The organism is Peristeroidobacter soli, from assembly GCF_004138485.1.
GTDB classification, from domain to species: domain Bacteria; phylum Pseudomonadota; class Gammaproteobacteria; order Steroidobacterales; family Steroidobacteraceae; genus Steroidobacter; species Steroidobacter soli.
The window spans coordinates 1,564,415-1,582,263 of the sequence record NZ_RYEV01000003.1 but is presented as its reverse complement, the minus strand read 5'-3'; the positions used below and the strand labels follow the sequence as shown (position 1 = coordinate 1,582,263).

General features: G+C 62.9%; 14 protein-coding genes. 9 read left to right on the top strand and 5 right to left on the bottom strand.

Annotated features, from left to right (window positions below):
- Positions 1-15: 15 nt before the first annotated feature.
- From sufB to EKO19_RS15570, 9 genes are all read left to right on the top strand, one after another.
- Positions 16-1,473 (top strand): Fe-S cluster assembly protein SufB, encoded by a 1,458-nt coding sequence (sufB, locus tag EKO19_RS15610; protein WP_129777289.1) that lies wholly within the window; start codon positions 16-18, stop codon positions 1,471-1,473.
- A gap of 46 nt (positions 1,474-1,519) precedes the next feature.
- Positions 1,520-2,272: a Fe-S cluster assembly ATPase SufC gene (gene sufC, locus EKO19_RS15605; protein WP_129777288.1), complete on the top strand. Its 753-nt coding sequence runs from the start codon at positions 1,520-1,522 to the stop codon at positions 2,270-2,272.
- Positions 2,269-3,591 carry a Fe-S cluster assembly protein SufD gene (gene sufD / locus EKO19_RS15600; protein WP_157995275.1) on the top strand — a complete coding sequence of 441 codons (1,323 nt, stop codon included), beginning with the start codon at positions 2,269-2,271 and terminating at the stop codon, positions 3,589-3,591. Before sufC ends, sufD begins: the two co-directional genes overlap by 4 nt.
- Positions 3,588-4,841 carry a cysteine desulfurase gene (locus EKO19_RS15595; protein ID WP_129777286.1) on the top strand — a complete coding sequence of 418 codons (1,254 nt, stop codon included), beginning with the start codon at positions 3,588-3,590 and terminating at the stop codon, positions 4,839-4,841. The genes sufD and EKO19_RS15595 overlap by 4 nt, the downstream gene beginning before the upstream one ends.
- A 4-nt stretch (positions 4,842-4,845) precedes the next feature.
- The gene (gene sufU, locus EKO19_RS15590; RefSeq protein WP_129777285.1) at positions 4,846-5,292 is read left to right on the top strand and encodes a Fe-S cluster assembly sulfur transfer protein SufU; all 447 of its coding nucleotides are present in this window, start codon (positions 4,846-4,848) and stop codon (positions 5,290-5,292) included.
- Between the two features lie 12 nt (positions 5,293-5,304).
- Positions 5,305-5,856: a putative Fe-S cluster assembly protein SufT gene (gene sufT / locus EKO19_RS15585; protein WP_129777284.1), complete on the top strand. Its 552-nt coding sequence runs from the start codon at positions 5,305-5,307 to the stop codon at positions 5,854-5,856.
- Positions 5,856-6,164 (top strand): Rieske (2Fe-2S) protein, encoded by a 309-nt coding sequence (locus EKO19_RS15580; protein WP_129777283.1) that lies wholly within the window; start codon positions 5,856-5,858, stop codon positions 6,162-6,164. Before sufT ends, EKO19_RS15580 begins: the two co-directional genes overlap by 1 nt.
- A 23-nt stretch (positions 6,165-6,187) precedes the next feature.
- Positions 6,188-6,688 (top strand): SixA phosphatase family protein, encoded by a 501-nt coding sequence (locus EKO19_RS15575; RefSeq protein WP_129777282.1) that lies wholly within the window; start codon positions 6,188-6,190, stop codon positions 6,686-6,688.
- Positions 6,689-6,791: 103 nt separating this feature from the next.
- Positions 6,792-7,505, top strand: coding sequence for a YkgJ family cysteine cluster protein (locus tag EKO19_RS15570; RefSeq protein ID WP_129777281.1), 714 nt, complete (start codon positions 6,792-6,794; stop codon positions 7,503-7,505).
- 263 nt (positions 7,506-7,768) lie between these two features.
- On the opposite strand, the gene EKO19_RS15565 is transcribed toward EKO19_RS15570, so the two are convergent.
- The 5 genes from EKO19_RS15565 to putA all read right to left on the bottom strand — a co-directional run bounded on the left by EKO19_RS15565 (position 7,769) and on the right by putA (position 17,718).
- Entirely contained in the window at positions 7,769-9,478 is a 1,710-nt protein-coding gene (locus EKO19_RS15565; RefSeq protein ID WP_217705370.1) for an N-acyl-D-amino-acid deacylase family protein, read from the bottom strand.
- Positions 9,479-9,536: 58 nt separating this feature from the next.
- Complete coding sequence (locus EKO19_RS15560; protein WP_175597064.1) at positions 9,537-12,707, bottom strand: TonB-dependent receptor; 3,171 nt, start codon at positions 12,705-12,707, stop codon at positions 9,537-9,539.
- Between the two features lie 62 nt (positions 12,708-12,769).
- Positions 12,770-13,801: a FecR family protein gene (locus EKO19_RS15555; RefSeq protein WP_175597063.1), complete on the bottom strand. Its 1,032-nt coding sequence runs from the start codon at positions 13,799-13,801 to the stop codon at positions 12,770-12,772.
- A gap of 86 nt (positions 13,802-13,887) precedes the next feature.
- Complete coding sequence (locus EKO19_RS15550; protein ID WP_129777278.1) at positions 13,888-14,457, bottom strand: RNA polymerase sigma factor; 570 nt, start codon at positions 14,455-14,457, stop codon at positions 13,888-13,890.
- Positions 14,458-14,562: 105 nt separating this feature from the next.
- Entirely contained in the window at positions 14,563-17,718 is a 3,156-nt protein-coding gene (gene putA, locus EKO19_RS15545) for a bifunctional proline dehydrogenase/L-glutamate gamma-semialdehyde dehydrogenase PutA (RefSeq protein ID WP_129777277.1), read from the bottom strand.
- Positions 17,719-17,849: the final 131 nt, after the last annotated feature.

Sequence of the window (17,849 nt, the reverse complement as noted above, 5' to 3'; positions counted from 1 at the left end):
GGGTTGAAGTTAGCAATGGCAAGCAATCCGCAAACCGATCCGACTCTTGAAGCTCTGGTTGCCCAGAAGTACCGGCACGGCTTCGTCACGGACATCGAATCCGACACCGTGCCGCCCGGCCTGGATGAGGACGTCATTCGTCTCATCTCGCGCAAAAAGGGCGAGCCGCAGTTCATGCTCGACTGGCGCCTGCGCGCGTACCGGCACTGGCTGACCATGAAAGAGCCGCACTGGGCGCACCTGCGCATCCAGCCCATCGACTACCAATCGATTTCCTACTATTCGGCGCCCAAGCCCAAGACGGATGCGCCCAAGAGCCTGGAAGAAGTCGATCCGAAGCTGCTCGAGACTTACGACAAGCTGGGCATTCCCCTGCACGAGCGCGCCCGCCTCGCCGGCGTGGCCGTCGACGCGGTGTTCGACAGCGTGTCGGTCGCGACCACGTTCAAGGAACGCTTGAACAAGGCTGGCGTGATCTTCTGCTCGTTCTCCGAGGCCGTGCAGAAGCACCCCGAGCTGATCGAGAAGTATCTCGGCAGCGTGGTGCCCCACACCGACAATTACTTCGCGGCCCTGAACTCAGCGGTGTTCACCGACGGCTCGTTCGTGTTCGTGCCCAAGGGCGTGCGTTGCCCGATGGAGCTGTCGACCTACTTCCGCATCAACGCGGCCAAGACCGGTCAGTTCGAGCGCACGCTCATCGTCGCCGAGGAGAACTCGCATGTGAGCTACCTCGAAGGCTGCACGGCGCCGATGCGCGACGAGAATCAGCTGCACGCGGCAGTCGTCGAGCTGGTCGCGCTGGAAGGCGCGCAGATCAAATACTCGACCGTGCAGAACTGGTACCCGGGCGACGAGAACGGCGTCGGCGGCATTTATAACTTCGTCACCAAGCGTGGCGAGTGCCGGGGCGCGAACTCCAAGATCAGCTGGACTCAGGTCGAGACCGGCTCGGCCATCACCTGGAAATATCCCAGCTGCATCCTGACCGGCGACAACTCGGTCGGCGAGTTCTACTCGGTGGCCGTGGCCAACAATTATCAGCAGGCCGACACCGGCACCAAGATGATTCACATCGGCAAGAACACCCGCAGCACCATCGTGAGCAAGGGCATTTCCGCCGGTCATGGCCAGAATGCCTATCGCGGTCTGGTGAAGGTGCTGCCGAGTGCCATCAACGCGCGCAACTTCACCCAGTGCGACTCGCTGCTCATGGGCGACAAGTGCGGCGCGCACACCTTCCCTTATATGGAAGTCCGCACGCCGACCGCGAGCGTGGAGCACGAAGCCACCACGTCGAAGATCGGCGACGATCAATTGTTCTATTGCCTGAGCCGCGGCATCTCCGAGGAGGACGCGGTGAACATGATCGTCAACGGCTTCTGCAAGGCCGTGTTCAAGGAACTGCCGATGGAGTTCGCCGTCGAAGCGCAGAACCTGCTGGCCGTCAGTCTCGAGGGTTCAGTCGGCTGACAGTCGACTCGATAGCCATCGCCAACCTGGAATCGCAGTTTTAATCATGCTCAGTATCAAGAATCTCCACGCGCTCGCCGGCGAAAAGCAGGTGCTCCACGGCCTCGACCTCGAAGTGGGCGCGGGCGAAGTGCACGCCATCATGGGTCCGAACGGTTCGGGCAAGAGCACGCTCGCGCAGGTACTCGCGGGTCGCGAGGGCTACACCGTCACCGGCGGCAGCGTCACTTATAAAGGCAAGGACCTGCTCTCGCTGTCGCCCGAAGAGCGCGCGCGTGAAGGTGTGTTCCTCGCGTTCCAGTACCCGGTCGAAATCCCGGGCGTGAACAATGTTTATTTGTTGAAAGCCGGCCTCAACGCCATTCGCAAACATCGCGGCGAGTCCGAGATGGACGCGTTCGAGTTCCTCACGCTGGTGCGCGAGAAGATGAAGCTCATGCAGATGGACGAGAGCTTCCTGAACCGCGGCGTCAACGAAGGCTTCTCCGGCGGCGAGAAGAAACGCAATGAGATCCTGCAGATGGCCGTGCTCGAGCCCTCGCTCGCGCTGCTCGATGAAACCGACTCGGGCCTGGACATCGACGCGCTGCGTGTGGTCGCCAACGGCGTGAACAGCCTGCGCAGCCCGGACCGGGCCATCGTGCTGGTGACGCATTACCAGCGCCTGCTCGACTACATCGAACCGGATCATGTCCACGTGCTCTCCGGCGGCAAGATCATCAAGAGCGGCGACAAGTCGCTGGCGCTGGAGCTCGAGAAGCGCGGTTACGACTGGGTGAAGCAGGAGGCCGCGGCGTGAGCGCCGTTGACGCAAAAGCCACTGCAGCGCCGGTCGAACGGTACCAAGCCGCGTTCGATGCGCGATGGCAAGGTAATGACGAGCTGACAGCGCTGCGTCGAGCCGCGCTCGATCGGTTCCTGTCGACTGGCTTTCCGACGCAGCGTGACGAGGCTTGGAAGTACACCAACCTGCGCCGCCTGGAAACGCGCTCGTTCACGTCCGCCGATGCGTCCGCATTGGACGCGCACCAGCCCGATTGGCTGACCACGACGGGCACACGGATCGCGCTGGTCAATGGTCATTGGCTGCCTGCCCTATCGTCGCAAACGGCACAGCCGCCGGGCGTCACCGTGCTCACGCTCAAACAATGGTTGCAACGTGACCCTGCCGCCGTCGCCAGTTACTTGAAGGAACACGATCAGCTCACCGGCAACGCGCTGGAGCAGTTGAATCTGGCGTTCTTTGAAGACGGCGTCGTGGTGAATCTCGCGGACAATACGATCCTCGACGAGCCGATCTATATCGTGCACCAATCGACCACCGCAGCGGCGGGCCGGATGAGTCATCCGCGCATCGTGGTTCGTGCCGGTCGCAACAGCCGCGCGACGATCGTCGAGCATTACCTGGGCGCGAACGAGACTGAATACTTCACGAATTCGGTCACTCGCTTCGAAGTCGCTGCGGGTGGCGCGATCGCGCACTTCCGGGTTCAGCAGGAAGCGCCCCGCGCGTTCCACATCGGCCACATCCAGACGAGGCTCGCGAAGGACGCCCGCTATTGCGTTCATGACATCCAGCTCGGCGCGAGCCTGGGCCGGACGGGCATCACCGGACTGCTGGAAGGCGCCGGCTCGCACGCCGCGCTGTTCGGATTGTTCGCACCGATGGGCAATCAGCATCTGGACGCTCATACGCATCTGGATCACATCGCCCCGCACACGACCAGCGAAGAAGACTATCGCGGCATCGCCGGCGGGCGCGGACGCGGCGTCTTCAATGGCAAGATCATCGTCCGCCCGGATGCGCAGAAGATCGACTCCCGCCAGTCGAGCCGCAATCTGCTGCTCTCGGCCACCGCCGAAATCGATACCAAGCCCGAGCTGGAGATCTACGCCAACGACGTGAAATGCAGTCACGGCGCGACGACCGGTCAGCTCGATGCCACCGCCCTCTTCTATCTGCGCTCGCGTGGCCTGTCGGAATCCGACGCCCGCGCCGCGCTGATCCGGGCATTCGCCGAATCCATTCTCTCGACCATCGATCTCGCTCCGGTGCGCGCCGCGCTCGAGAAACAGATCGATGAGCGGTTCAAGCTAGCGAACGAGGCCAAAGCATGAACGCTGCTGTGACAGCCACGCGGAGCGCGACTGCGCTCGACGTCGCCGCCATCCGGCGCGACTTTCCCATCCTGCACCAGACGGTGAACGGCAAACCGCTGGTGTACCTGGACAACGCGGCGTCGAGTCAGCGGCCGAAGTCCGTGATCGAGGCGATCTCGCGCTATTACGAGCACGATCATGCCAACGTGCATCGTGGCGTGCACACGCTGAGCCAGCGCGCCACCGACGCGTACGAAGGCGCTCGCGAAACCATCCGTCGCTTCATCAATGCCCGCGACACCAAGGAGATCGTCTTCGTCCGCGGCACGACCGAAGCCGTGAACCTGGTGGCCCAGAGCTTCCTGCGTCCCGGCTTCCAGCCCGGCGACGAGATTCTGATCAGCGCGCTCGAACATCACGCCAACATCGTTCCGTGGCAGATGCTGCGCGAACAGGTCGGCGCGGTGCTCAAGGTCATCCCGATCAATGAGCAGGGTATCGTCGACTTCGATGAGTTCGAGAAGCTCATCGGCCCGCGCACGCGCTTGCTGGCGCTGGCGCATGTTTCCAATGCGCTGGGCACCATCGTTCCGGTCGAGAAGTTCATCAAGGTCGCCAAACAGCACGGCGTGCCCGTGTTACTCGATGGCGCGCAAGCCATCCCGCACACGCCGGTCGACATGCAGGCACTGGGCTGCGACTTCTATTGCTTCTCCAGCCACAAGATGCTCGGCCCGACCGGCATGGGCGTGCTGTACGGCAAGCAGGCACTGCTGGAGAAAATGCCGCCGTGGCAAGGCGGCGGCGACATGATCCTGTCGGTGTCGTTCGAGAAGACGACATTCAATCAGCTGCCGTGGAAGTTCGAAGCCGGCACGCCGCACATTGCCGGCGCGATCGGACTGGCGACGGCCATCGACTATCTGGAAAAGATCGGCATGGAGCGCATCGCTGCCTATGAGCATGAGCTGCTCGACTATGCGACCGAGCGTTTGAGCGCCCTGCCCGGCTTGCACATCGTCGGCACGGCGCCGGAAAAGGCGGCGGTCGTGTCGTTCACGCTCGACGGCATTCATCCGCACGACATCGGCACCATTCTGGATACCGAGGGAGTCGCGATCCGCACCGGTCATCACTGCGCCATGCCGGTGATGGACTTCTTCAAGATTCCGGCGACGGCGCGCGCGTCGATGGCGTTCTACAATACGCGCGAGGAAATCGACCGGCTGGTGGCCGCGCTCGAACACACTCGCAAAGTGTTGGGCTGACGACATGGACCTGAAAGATCTCTATCGCGACGTCATCGTCGATCACAACCGCCATCCGCGGAACTTCGGCAAGCTCGATCCTGCCGACGTGCACGCCGACGGCCACAATCCGCTGTGCGGCGATCGGCTGACGGTGTATGCCAATCTGAAAGGCGAGCATGTCACCGATGTGAAATTCGAAGGCACCGGCTGCGCGATCTCGGTCGCGTCCGCGTCGTTGCTGACCGAAGCCGTGAAAGGCAAGACCAGGTCGGAAGTGAAGGAATTGTTTGCAGACGTGCACGCGCTGCTCACTCAGCACGATGCAGCGGTGGATCCGTCGAAGCTCGGCAAGCTCGCCGCGCTCTCCGGCGTACGCGAGTTTCCGGCCCGCGTGAAATGCGCCAGCCTGTGCTGGCATACCTTGAATGCAGCCCTGGACCGCGCCGCCGAACCAGTGACTACAGAGTAGTTAGTTCTTTTCATGCACAGCCACGACAACGAACCTGTAACCCTACAGCGCGACGTCGAAGCCATCATGGTGCCCGCCGGCATCCCGGTGACCCTGCGCGAAGGCAAGACAGGCTTCATCACTCAAGCCCTCGGCGGCAGCTTCACGGTTTACGTGGAGGGCAACCTGTTTCGCATCCCCGGCAAGGACGCGGACGCGCTCGGCAAGGAGCCGAGTCTCGCGCCCGAGCTGCCGCCCGACGCCACCGACGACGACGTGAAACAGTTGGTGTGGGATCAGATGCGCACCTGCTACGACCCGGAAATTCCCATCAACATCGTCGAGCTCGGGCTGGTGTATTCGTGTGACATCACGCACACGCCCGAAGGCACTCGCGTTGCCGACATCAAGATGACGCTCACCGCGCCGGGCTGCGGCATGGGTGAAGTACTGGTGCAGGACGTCAAAGACAAAGTCGAGCTGGTGCCGACGGTGTCGCGCGCCGATGTCGAACTGGTGTTCGACCCGCCCTGGAATCAGACCATGATGTCGGAAGCGGCGCGCCTGCAGACAGGAATGATGTAATGAGCTGGCATCCCGTGGCTCCGGCGGCGTCGATTGCGCCAGGCGACTACGCGCAGACCGAGATCGACGCTCAACTGATCGCCGTGTTCAATATCTGCGGCACGTTCTACGCCATCGACGATCTTTGCACCCATGATGGCGGCGAGCTGGCCGGCGGCGCGGTCGACGGCGACGTCGTCATCTGCCCACGCCACGGCGCCCGCTTCTGCTTGCGCACCGGCGCGGCCTTGACGCCACCTGCTTACGAGCCCGTGCGCACCTACCCGACCCGCGTCACTGACGGCATGGTCGAGATCGAAACCGACTAAGGCCAAAGCCACCAAGGATTGCCATGCGCCTCACTCTGCTTCGCCATGCCAAGACCGAAGCTCAGCATTCGGGTCAGGAAGATTGGGATCGCATGCTCGAACCTCGCGGCCAGAAAGATGCGCCGGAGATGGCGCGCCGGCTGCGCGAGCGCAAGCTCAAGCCGGATCTGGTGATCACGAGCCCAGCGGTGCGAGCGCTGACGACGGCGCAGATCTTCATGCGTGAGCTGCATTTGCCGGCAGCGAAGATGCGGCAGGATGAGCGGTTGTATCTGGCGTCGCCCAAGGTGCTGAAGGAAGTCGTCCGCGAGCTCGGCGGGAAGGTGCCGCACCTGATGATCGTCGGCCACAACCCCGGCCTGACGGAGTTCGCCGACCGGGTCTCGGCCGAGCGCGAGATCGACAACATGCCGACCTGCGCGATCTATACGGTCGAGTTCGAGATCAAGGACTGGAGCGAGCTGGAATGGGACAGCGGCGTGAATGCCGAGCTGGATTATCCGAAGAACTGCAGCAGTTGTTAGCTGCAGCTCCTTACTTTGACACCGCGTCAACGGGCTCGCTCGTTGACCCTCACCCCAGCCGCTCTGCCCAGGCAGAGGGGCTATCAGAAGCAGCTCTTCTCTCATGGAGATTTCCCTCGACGTTCCTTTCGTACTCGGCGTGCTCGCCGAGGAACAGCAGCTCGCTCAGCGTGAGATTCGCGAGCTCGGTGTCGTGCAGGCATACGAGAACTCGCGCCTCCGTCACGATGCCCGAATCGCCGCGGCACCCGATGTCAGCACGCTCGCCTGTCGCGCAGGCTGCACCTGGTGCTGTCATTTCAGCGTGGATATCCGTGGGGTCGAAGTCTTCACCATCCTGGACTTCGTTGAACGCTCACTGCCCGCCGAGGAGAAGGCGCGCATTTTTTCTGAGGTGCGCGCGAATAGCACTGCACTGAAGGGCCTGGATGACATGGAGCGCATGCGACACAACGTCAAATGCCCGTTCCTGAGCGCCGGCCGCTGCTCCATCTACGAAGCCCGCCCACAGACCTGTCGCAACTATCACGCGACCGACGTGGCCGGCTGCCAGCAATCGTTCGAAGATCCCGACAATCTGGAGATCGATCCGGAGTTCGCGCCGATGGTCTATCAAGCCGGCGCCGCCCACGTCGACGCCTTCACGCGCGCGATGCGTGAAGCGGGCTACGACACGAACGTGTATGAGATGAACACCGCACTCGACACCGCGCTATCCGAGCCGGATGCGCGCAAGCGATTCGAGCAGAAGCGCCGGCCGTTCAAGAAACTGGCCGGCGATGCAGTGTCGGGTGAGTTCGAGGACCTGGCGGGTTAGCGTAGCCACAGCTCCGCTTCCGGGGCTGCGTCAATTCAAACGAACATCTCGGCATCGCCGGGGCGGGGTATCTCCTCCCGGCAGATTCGAAAATACAGGGACGTGTTTTCGTATCAGCGCACATCAGGGACGTGCGCCTCGGAGCACAATGTGCGACGGGCGAGCGCGGTGCCGGGGGAGATACCCCGCCCCGGCGATGCGAACCACCGACGCCGCTTCAGTCCGGACCCGTGAACTCAGCAGAGAATACGATAGCTGCTGCGTTATCCCACCCAGCTCCACTCAGTCGCCGACGCCTTGCATCCTCCGCCCTCGTGCCCCGTCCATGCCCGCCCGCGAACGAAACGACCGGGCCGCGCCTCGGTCGGCTCGCCGTTCGCCAGCGCCGGCACACCATTCACGACCACATCGGACACACCGGTGGAATAGCGGTGCGGATCGACGTAGGTCGCGTGGTCCTGAATGGTCGCCGGGTCGAACACGACGATGTCGGCGAAGTATCCGTTCTTCAGCGAGCCCCGCTCGGACAGCGAGTAATTCGCCGCCGGCAGACTGGTCAACCGCCGCACGGCTTCCTGCACCGTGAGCAACTTATCCTCACGAACAAACTTGGCGAACACCCGCGCGAACGTTCCATACGTGCGCGGATGCGCGCCGGACTTCAACACCTCGCCCGCCGCCGTCACCGCCGGCGCGTCCGAGCCGAAGGAAACATACGGTTCCTGGATCTGCATCTTCAGATTGTCTTCACTCATGGTGAAGTAGAAGACCCCGACGCGACTGCCATCCTCCTCGACGAGCTGCAGCGCCGCCTCCTCCGGACTCACGCCTCGCATCTGCGCGACTTCAGCCAGCGTCTTGCCGATCAAAGGCCGCAGCGACTCATTCTTGAACGACGCCAGCATCACGCCCTTCGCGCCACCGGCGCCGCGCATGACATTCTCCCAATCCGTCACCGGCTCCCGCATTTCAGCAATCACCCGCGCACGAATCTTCGGATCCTTCAATCTCGCGCGGAATTTCTCCGGCCCGCCCTCCTGCACCCACGGCGGCATCGACGCCGTCATGCCGGTCCCGGACGCCGGATAGGTGTACATGTCGGCCGTGATCCTCACCCCTTGCTTGCGAGCCAGGCGGATCTTTTTCAACGCCGCCTCCATCTTCGGCCAGTTCTTGGGATCGCCGACCTTGAGGTGAAACACTTCGGCGGGCGCCTGCGAGCGGCGGGCGATTTCGATCAGCTCATCCAATGCTTCGATGAAATGATCGCCCTCGCTGCGCATGTGACTCACATACATGCCCCCGCACTTCCCCGACTCCGTCGCCAGCGACGACAGCTCGTCAACATCGGCAAACAAACCGGGCAAGTAGATCAGCGCCGTCGACAACCCGAGCGCGCCCTCTTCCATCGCTCCACGAACCAGCTGGCCCATCTGTTGCAGCTGTTCCGGTGTCGGCTTCACATGCTCATCGCCGAGCACGTAGCTGCGCACCGTGGTCGCGCCGACCCAGCCGGCGAAGTTCACTGAAACGCCGAGCTTCTCCACGCCTTCCATGTACTCACCAAACGTGCGCCATTGAAAAGGCGGTGGCGGAGAGGAATCCGCCATCGCCTTCGCCGCCATTGCTTCGGTTAGCGGACCGGGCGAACCGCCTTCGCCCATGACTTCGAGCGTGATGCCCTGGCGCAGATCGCTCTCGGCGGAGCGATCCGTCAGCAGCGAATACGTGGCGTGGCTCATGGAGTTGATGAAGCCCGGCGCCACCGCCTTGCCCTGCGCCTGAATCACTTGCTTCGCCCCTCCCTCGGCCTTCGGGCCGACGTAGACGATGCGATCGCCCTTCACGCCCACATCGCCCACAAACGGCTCACCGCCCGAGCCGTCATAGATGGTGCCGCCGGCGACGACGATGTCGTACGCCGGCACGCTCTCGCGGCTGCATGAGGCGCTGGCCAAAGCCAGCGCAACCACCAGGGCGACTCTTGAACGACGTGTGATATTGGCAACAGTCAAGGCGCTTTCTCCAGCATCAGAATTTGAAACGCACTCCCGCGACATACGAGCGTCCGATCACGTCGTAGAGCGCGAAGTTGGTGGCCATGGATTGTGAAAAGTTATAAACGTTGATCGGCGGATCCTTGTCCAGCAGGTTCTGGATGCGTCCATACACTTCCATGCGACCGTCCGCGTCGAGCGCGTAGCGCAAGGCCGTGTCCAGATAGAAGACCGAGCCGATGGTGTTGTCGTTGATGTCGTACGGGCCGAAGGTGTTGTCGTACTTGCCGCCGCCGATATAACGACCCTCGACGTTCGCGGTGATGGGATCGAGCGTGTACGTCAGGCTCGCCTGCGCCTTCCAATGCGGCACGCCACCGTGCCCGGCGCCGACGTCGCCAGCGCGATCGATGGTCGTGATGCCATCGCTGGTCGCGAGTTCATCGACATACGTGCTCAACAATCGCATCCCGAGCTTACCGACGGACAGCGGCAGGTCGTAGCTGAGCTCGATATCCACGCCGCGCGTCGTCAGCTCACTGAGATTCACTGCACTGAGCGCAACTTGCGTGATCACGCCCGAGCTCACATCGCGGGTAATCAGAGCGCACAGGTGCGCGGCACCGGAGTAGCAGCGATTGACGATGTTCTGTCCGCTGATGGTCGAGATCGCGCCCGCGACCTTGATGTCATAGAAATCCACCGACGTGCGCAGGCCGCTCGCCCATGACGGCTCATACACGATGCCGAACGTCGTGGTATCGGCCTCCTCCGGATCCAGATTCGGATTGCCGGTGGTGATGAAGTAGGTGTTGGCCTGAACGTTGGTCGCCGGATCGATGATGTTGCCCAGGCTCAGCTGATACGGCGTGTACAGCTCGGCGAGATTCGGCGCTCGAATGTCACGAGAGCGCGTGCCTCGCAGACGAACCTGATCGTTGATCTGCCACGACAGGCCGCCCTTCCAGGTGGTGACTTTGCCGCTGAGATTGTAGTCCGTGTGACGCACGGCGCCGTTGAACTCCAGCGATTCGCTCCAGGCGCGGCCGGACAACAGCGGCACGACCACCTCCGCAAACGCTTCCTTCACGTCGAACGAACCGGAGTTGGCCTTGGGATTGCCGATCAGGAATGCGTTGCTCGCGGACAGCGCATCCACCGCGGAGCTCAACTCTTCCTTGCGATAGCCGGCACCGAAGGCCGCGGACACCTCACCCGCCCAAGTGTTGAACAGCGGGCCTTGCGCGCTGAAGTCGACCGCACGCTGCGTGTAGTACGCATCGAGCCACTGCGTTGCCGTCGTATAAGCGATGGACTGCGGCGACGGCGATCCCACGCCGAACACGTTCATCGGCTGACAGCCGTTGGTCGGATCGGTCAGCGTCGAGCGACACACGATGCGGCCGGTCACGGGATCGAGCACGGCATCGGTGGCGAGCGCGTAGTTGGTTCGAATGCGATTGCCGTGCAGTTTCGAATCGTAGCGACTCTTGCCGTACTGGTAGCCCAGTTCCCATTTCCACTCGCCCAACGAGCCCTGCAGCCCGAGCACGCCGCGACGCGTGGTCGTCTCGATATCGGTGGTGATCAATGGCAGGTCGTAATCGAAGCGGCCGAGCAGGAACGAGGTCAGATTCAGATTCTCGGGCGCCATCCGATCGCGAATCGACTGCGGCAGAAACGCGTTGTCGCGATAGATCGTGGTGGCGCCGAGACTGTAGGTCGGCACCAGATCGCTCTCGGTCGTCGACGTGGCATACGAGGCTTCGGCGAACACACGCAGGTTGTCGGTCAGATCGAAATGTGCGCTGGAGAACACGTTGTCGCGATCGACCGGAATCTTGATCGCGATGTTCTGACCGAGCCACACGGCATCGCCGCCCGCCATGTACTGACTGCCGACGTACGAGCCGTAGTTATAGGGAATCGGCTCGCCGCCGGCGCCGAACTGCGTGCCACGCAACGGGCCGTTCACGATCAAGCCGCCGAGCGCGCCGTTCGACATGCCGTAGCCGCTGACGATCAACTGACGATACTGTCCGTTGCCCGGTGCGTAAGCTGGATTCGCAACGATGCCCCAGGCGCCCGTCGCCCAATCGCGCGAGGTTTGCGGCGACACGCCTTCGCTACGTGACATTTCAGCCGCGGCAGTGAAATGCCCGCGTCCGCCGGCAAAGCCGGTACCGAACGCGAGCGTGCCGAGCGTCTCTTCGTTGTCTCCCTGCTCGGAGATACCGGACTGCAGCTTGCCTTCGAAACCGTCGAGATCGGTCCGCAGCACCAGATTCACGACGCCCGCCACCGCATCCGAGCCCCAGGCCGCCGAAGCGCCGCCCGTAACGACTTCGACACGCTCCAGCAATGCCGAAGGAATGACGTTGATGTCGACTTCGGAGCCCGTGACGCGCGTCGGCACGTGGCGCCGCCCATTCAACAACACCAGGGTGCGCGCCGATCCCAGGCCGCGCAGATTCAGAAAGTTGCCACCGGCGTTCTGTGAGTTGACCACCGTGGTGGACGGTGTGACCGAGCCGCTGAACGCCGGCGATTCGTTGAGCAGATCGGCGACGTTGACGACTGCACTGTTCTGCAGCTCCTCCGCGCCGAGGATGGTCGTCGGCGTGGGCGCATTGAAGCCTTCGCGCGTGATGCGTGAGGACGCCACGACGACTTCCTCGACCGTCGTCGGCTCCACTCTGGTCGTCTCGTTGTCGGCGACCTGTGCCGCCGCGCCGAGGGAGAACAGCGAGCCCACCGCGCCGGTGACTCGTGCCAGGAAGGAAATTCTTTGTTTGCTCGCGCCCATGGTGTCGTCTCTCGTTGCATGGTCGGCCCGGCGATAAGCCGGAGCCGATGACCCCTTACTCACGGTCAATGCACCATCGACACCGAACTCGGCATGCAATCCTGTATCCCGCAGCAGCAGCGTTATCGCTTCGGCCACGGCATAGACGCCGACGACCTGGTTGGTCGTCCGGTCCCGCGACACTTCATAAGGAAACATGAAGGTCACATCCGCCTGCTCAGCAAATTCGATGAGCGCCTGATCCGCTCTTTGCCGAGGAATATCGAAAGCGACCCGCTTGCCGGCGATGGTTTCGCCCGCCCACGCTGCCGCCGACAGCATCGTCGTGGCGAGCGCGAGCACGATGCTGGCCAGGCATCGCTGCAATTCGTTCCGGTCTTCCTCAGCGGCGTGCGTCACGCACGCTGCAACCAAGGACGACTGTGCTGGAATTTTCCGCCATGTCATCGCGAGGAAACGTATCAAAGAACAGTCTGAGGAGCGCTGGCGAGAATGATCTTGTCATCGCCCACGCGCCGGTAACTGACGTTGAAGTTCTCCTGCAACGTCTTGAGCAGGCCTTCCACGTCGCCGGTCTTGAACAGGCCGGCGACGCGGATCTGTTTCAAGCGCTCATCGGAGATGATGAATTCCACGGACGTGTAGCGCTCGATCTCGCCGAGCGCCTCCGCGAGCGATTCGCCACGAAACACCAGATTGCCGGCACGCCAGGACAAGCGAACGACGATCTCTTCCGGCGCCAGATGCCGTGCGTCGCCCGGCGACGCATCGTTCACGACCAGCAGATCGCCGGCGCTGGCGAGCTTCACCGACTTGCCCGCTGGAACCACGCCCGGCATGCGCTCGGTCGTCGATGGCAACTCGCCGCGCAGCCCGACCAGCACCTTGCCTTCGGTGACCAGCAGTTCCACCCGCTGATCGTTCGCGATGCGCAGATTGAATTCGGTGCCGACCGCCTGCACGAAACGGTCGCCGATATAGACGTTCAACGGGCGATCGCGCTCATGCGCCACCTGCAGATGCATCTCGCCTCGATCCAGAAACAACTCGCGCGTTCGAGCCGTGAAGCGCGCGCGAACGCGCGTATCGGTGTTCAAGGTCAGACTGGAGCCGTCGGGCAAACGGATCGTGGAGTGCTCGCCCACGGGCGTCGAGAATGTTTGCTCGCCGGCGGCAATCTCCAACGCAGCCGTCATTGCGCTGTGAGGGGCCTCTGTGGCGCGCCAGGCGAGGACGCTCACGGCGCCAATCAGGATGAGCAGCGATGCGGCAGCGGCAGCAGGCAGGAGCCAGCGACGCGGGCGTGCTTCCGGCCTGGGAAACAGATCCGCCAGCCGCCCCATCGAGTCGAGCTTGTCGTAGACGCGGGCCAGCTTCATCAAGGCGACGACGTGGGCTCGATCGGCAGCCAGCCATTCTTCCAGCGACTGCTGCTCCACTGCCGACAGACCGCGATCGATTCTCGCGATCCATTCGCTGGCCTCGCCGGCCACAGCGGCCGGTTCTCCCTCAAGGCTGTGCGACCCAGGAAGCGCAGCCGGAGAGATCCCGCGGGAACCGGGAAGACGATATACGTTGCTCATCCTCGCGCCCTCGTGGCGGCCCGCCTCTTTGCGGTGTCCATGCTGTCATTCGCCGCATCGCTTGCCAGGAGGTGCCGGGCGCAGATCTCGAGCCCCTTGGCGACATGCTTCTCGACGGTGTGTTCGCTCAAGCCCAGCTCGCGAGCGATCTCTTTCTGCGAGTAACCGTAGACTTTCTTCAGCACGAAGACGCGCCGGCACTGCACCGGCAACTGCCTGACGACCTCGCAAAAGCGGGCGAACTCCTCATCCGATGCAGCCTGTTTGAACGTGTCGTCAGTGGCGTCGGCGCCAGCCTCGAGCAACGCTTCCATCTGCTCGTCGAGCGAGGACGCCAGCCGCCATTCAGCGCGCTTGATGTGATCGAGCGCCAGGTTGCGGGCGGTCTTCACCATGAAGCCGAGCGGCCGCGTGATGTCCCGGCTGGTTTTGGATTGGCACACCAGGACGTAGGTTTCCTGGACGATGTCTTCGATTTCGTGAGGCGGCACGATGCGCGACACGACCCGCGCGAGGCGGGCCCGGCAGGCCATGAAGACGTCGAACAGGAAGGTGTTGCCGGACATGCAACTGAAGACGAATCAGCGCCGTTTTTCCGGCACTGTCACGGTAGTCCCGGCGCCGCCGCCCGGCCGTACCATCCGGGCAAAGAACTTTGCAGATCGGGCCGGTTACTCTCCGGCCAGGGTCAGCAAGCTGGCATTGCCGCCGACCGCCGCGGTATTGACGGTCACGGTTTGCTCGGTCGCGAAGCGATGCAGGTAGTAGGGTCCACCGGCCTTCGGGCCCGTGCCCGACAACCCGCGGCCCCCAAACGGTTGCACTCCAACCACGGCGCCGATCATGTTTCGATTCACGTAGACATTGCCGGCGCGAACCCGTGCGGCTATGTAACGAGCCGTCGCATCGACGCGAGTGTGCACGCCAAGCGTCAAGCCGAAGCCGGTCGCATTGACTGCTTCGATCACCTTGTCGAGCTGATGCGCCTGATAGCGGATCAAGTGCACGATGGGGCCGAACACTTCGCCCGTCAGCTGCGACAGCGCTTCGATCTCCACCGCTGCCGGCGCGAAGAACGTCCCCTGCTCATGTTCCGGACGCAGCTTGTAAGCATGACTCCAGCGAGCCTTGCGCGTGATTTTCTCCGCGTGGGCCCGGAGCATGTCGCAAGAGGGCGGATCGATCACCGGCCCGACATCCGTCGTCAGTAACATCGGATCGCCGAGCGTCAGCTCTTCCATATATCCGGCGAGCAGCTCAGCGACACGGTCGGCAATCTCCTCCTGCACATACAACGCACGCAGCGCCGAGCAGCGCTGGCCCGCGCTGTTGAAGCTCGACTGCACGACATCGAGCACGATCTGTTCAGGCAACGCCGAGCTGTCGACGATCATGGCGTTCTGGCCGCCCGTCTCCGCGATCAACACCGGAATCACACCCTCTCGATTCGCGAGCGAGCGGTGAATCAACTTCGCGGTATCGGTCGAGCCCGTGAACGCAACGCCCGCGACGCGCGGATCCGCAACGATGCGCGCACCCACCGTCGCTCCGTCTCCGGGTAACAGATGCAGAACGTCCGGCGGCACGCCCGCCTCCAGCAGGATTTGAACGGCACGCGTCGCAATCAGCGGCGTTTGTTCCGCCGGCTTCGCGAGCACCGAATTTCCAGCAGCGAGCGCGGCGGCAATCTGGCCTGTAAAGATCGCGAGCGGGAAGTTCCAAGGACTGATGCAACAGAACACTCCGCGACCGCGCAACTTCAACTCATTGCTCTCACCGGTCGGCCCAGGCAGGCGAATTCCCGCGCCGAACTCATGGCGCGCGCGATCGGCGTAGTAACGCAGGAAATCGACGGCTTCACGAACTTCGGAAATGCTGTCCGGAATCGTGCGGCCGCCTTCTCGCACGCAACAGGCGATCAGTTCCGGCATGCGTTCTTCATAAAGATCCGCGGCGTGTTCCAATATTTCCGCGCGCTCGGTCGCGGGCACCGCATCCCATTCCACTTGCGCCGGGACCGCTGCCGCGAGCGCCTTGTCGACCAGCGCGGCATCCGCGTCTTTGACGGTGCCGATGACTTCATTCCGATTCGCCGGATTGCGCACCTCGACGCCACCGTCGCCCAGCAACTGACCTTTGACGATGGCACCGGCCACCCACCGCTGCTGAGCGGCTTGTTCGATCTTCGCGAGCAGCGGCTCACGCTCCGCCGGATCGGCGAGATTGACCCCCAGGGAATTCAATCGAGACGAGCCGTACAACATGCGCGGCAACGGGATGCGCGGATGCGAGATTTGTTTCAAGGAAAACACTTCGAGCACCGGATCGCGAACGATGTCGGCAACCGCGTGCTCCTCATCGACGATGCGATTGACGAACGACGTATTTGCCCCGTTCTCGAGCAGACGGCGCACCAGATACGGCAGCAGGTCTTCGTGAGAACCCACCGGGGCATACACGCGGCAAGGAATGCCGAGCTTGTGATCGCCGACGATCTGCTCGTACAGCTCCTCGCCCATGCCATGCAGACGCTGGAACTCGAACTTCCGCCCCTTCTCGCCCGCCAGCTCGATGACGGTCGCCACCGTCTGGGCGTTATGCGTCGCGAACTGCGGATAGATCTCGCCGCCCGAGGCAAGCAGCTCGCGAGCGCAGGCGATATAGGAAACGTCGGTATTCACTTTGCGCGTGAACACCGGATAGCCCGACAGCCCTCGCTCCTGCGCGCGTTTGACCTCACTGTCCCAATACGCGCCTTTCACCAGGCGAACGTTCAAGCGCCGGCCGTTCGACTGCGCCAATGCCTTCAGCCAGCGAATGACGTCGATCGCCCGCTTCTGATAAGCCTGCACGGCCAGGCCGAACCCATCCCAGCCCTGCAATTCCCTCGACTGCGCGACGTACTCGATCAACTCCAGCGACAGCTCGAGCCGCTCGGCCTCCTCCGCATCCACCGTCAATGGAATGTTGACCGCCTTCGCCGCAACCGCCAGCTCATGCAGCCTCGGCGCAAGCTCCTTGAGCACGCGCGCGCGTTGCGCGAATTCATAGCGAGCGAACAACGCCGACAACTTCACCGAAATGCCCGGCGACTGCTCGATCGCCGACAGCTTGCTGGAGTGCGCGCCGATCTTCTGGATCGCCTCGTGATAGGCCTTCAGATAGCGCAGGGCATCCCCAGTCGTCAGCGCCGACTCGCCCAGCATGTCGAACGAGTGACGATACACTTTGCTCTCGGCACCGACGGAACGATCCAGTGCCTCCTCGATCGTGCGGCCCATGACGAACTGATGGCCCATGATGCGCATGGCCTGACGAAACGCGCCTCGCAACACTGGCTCACCGATGCGACCCGCGATACGCGCCAGCACGCCGCGCGGGTCGTGCATATCTGAATCACTGGGACGAACGATGCGACCGGTGAGCATCAAGCCCCAGGTGGACGCATTGACGAACAGCGACTCGGCATCGCTCAGGTGCGAAGCCCAGTCGCCCGCTTTGATCTTGTCGGCGATCAGGCGATCCGCAGTGGCATCGTCGGGGATGCGTAGCAGCGCCTCCGCCAGACACATCAGAATCACGCCTTCCTGCGAGGACAAATCGTACTTGCGCAGGAACGCATCGAGGCCGGTTCTGCGCGCCTGATACGTGCGGACGCCTTCGACCAGCGCCTGCGCCCGACTCGCAATTCTGGCCCGTTGCCCTTCCGAGACGCGCGCGGCCTCCGCCAGCCTGCGAACGATCTGCTCCTCGTCGCCGAGATAGTTCCTATTGATGGCGTCGGCGATGGGCCGCCGAGCATTGGTGTATTGCCGAGACGACAGCATGGTTTATTTCTTCTGGCAGGGAACCCCGGTATACACACGCAGTGCGGTACCCGCTGTACGTAGATGGCGACAGCGGGCGTTGTCACAATCGCTTGAAATTCCCGCCCAGGAACTCAATGTCTGAGCCGACG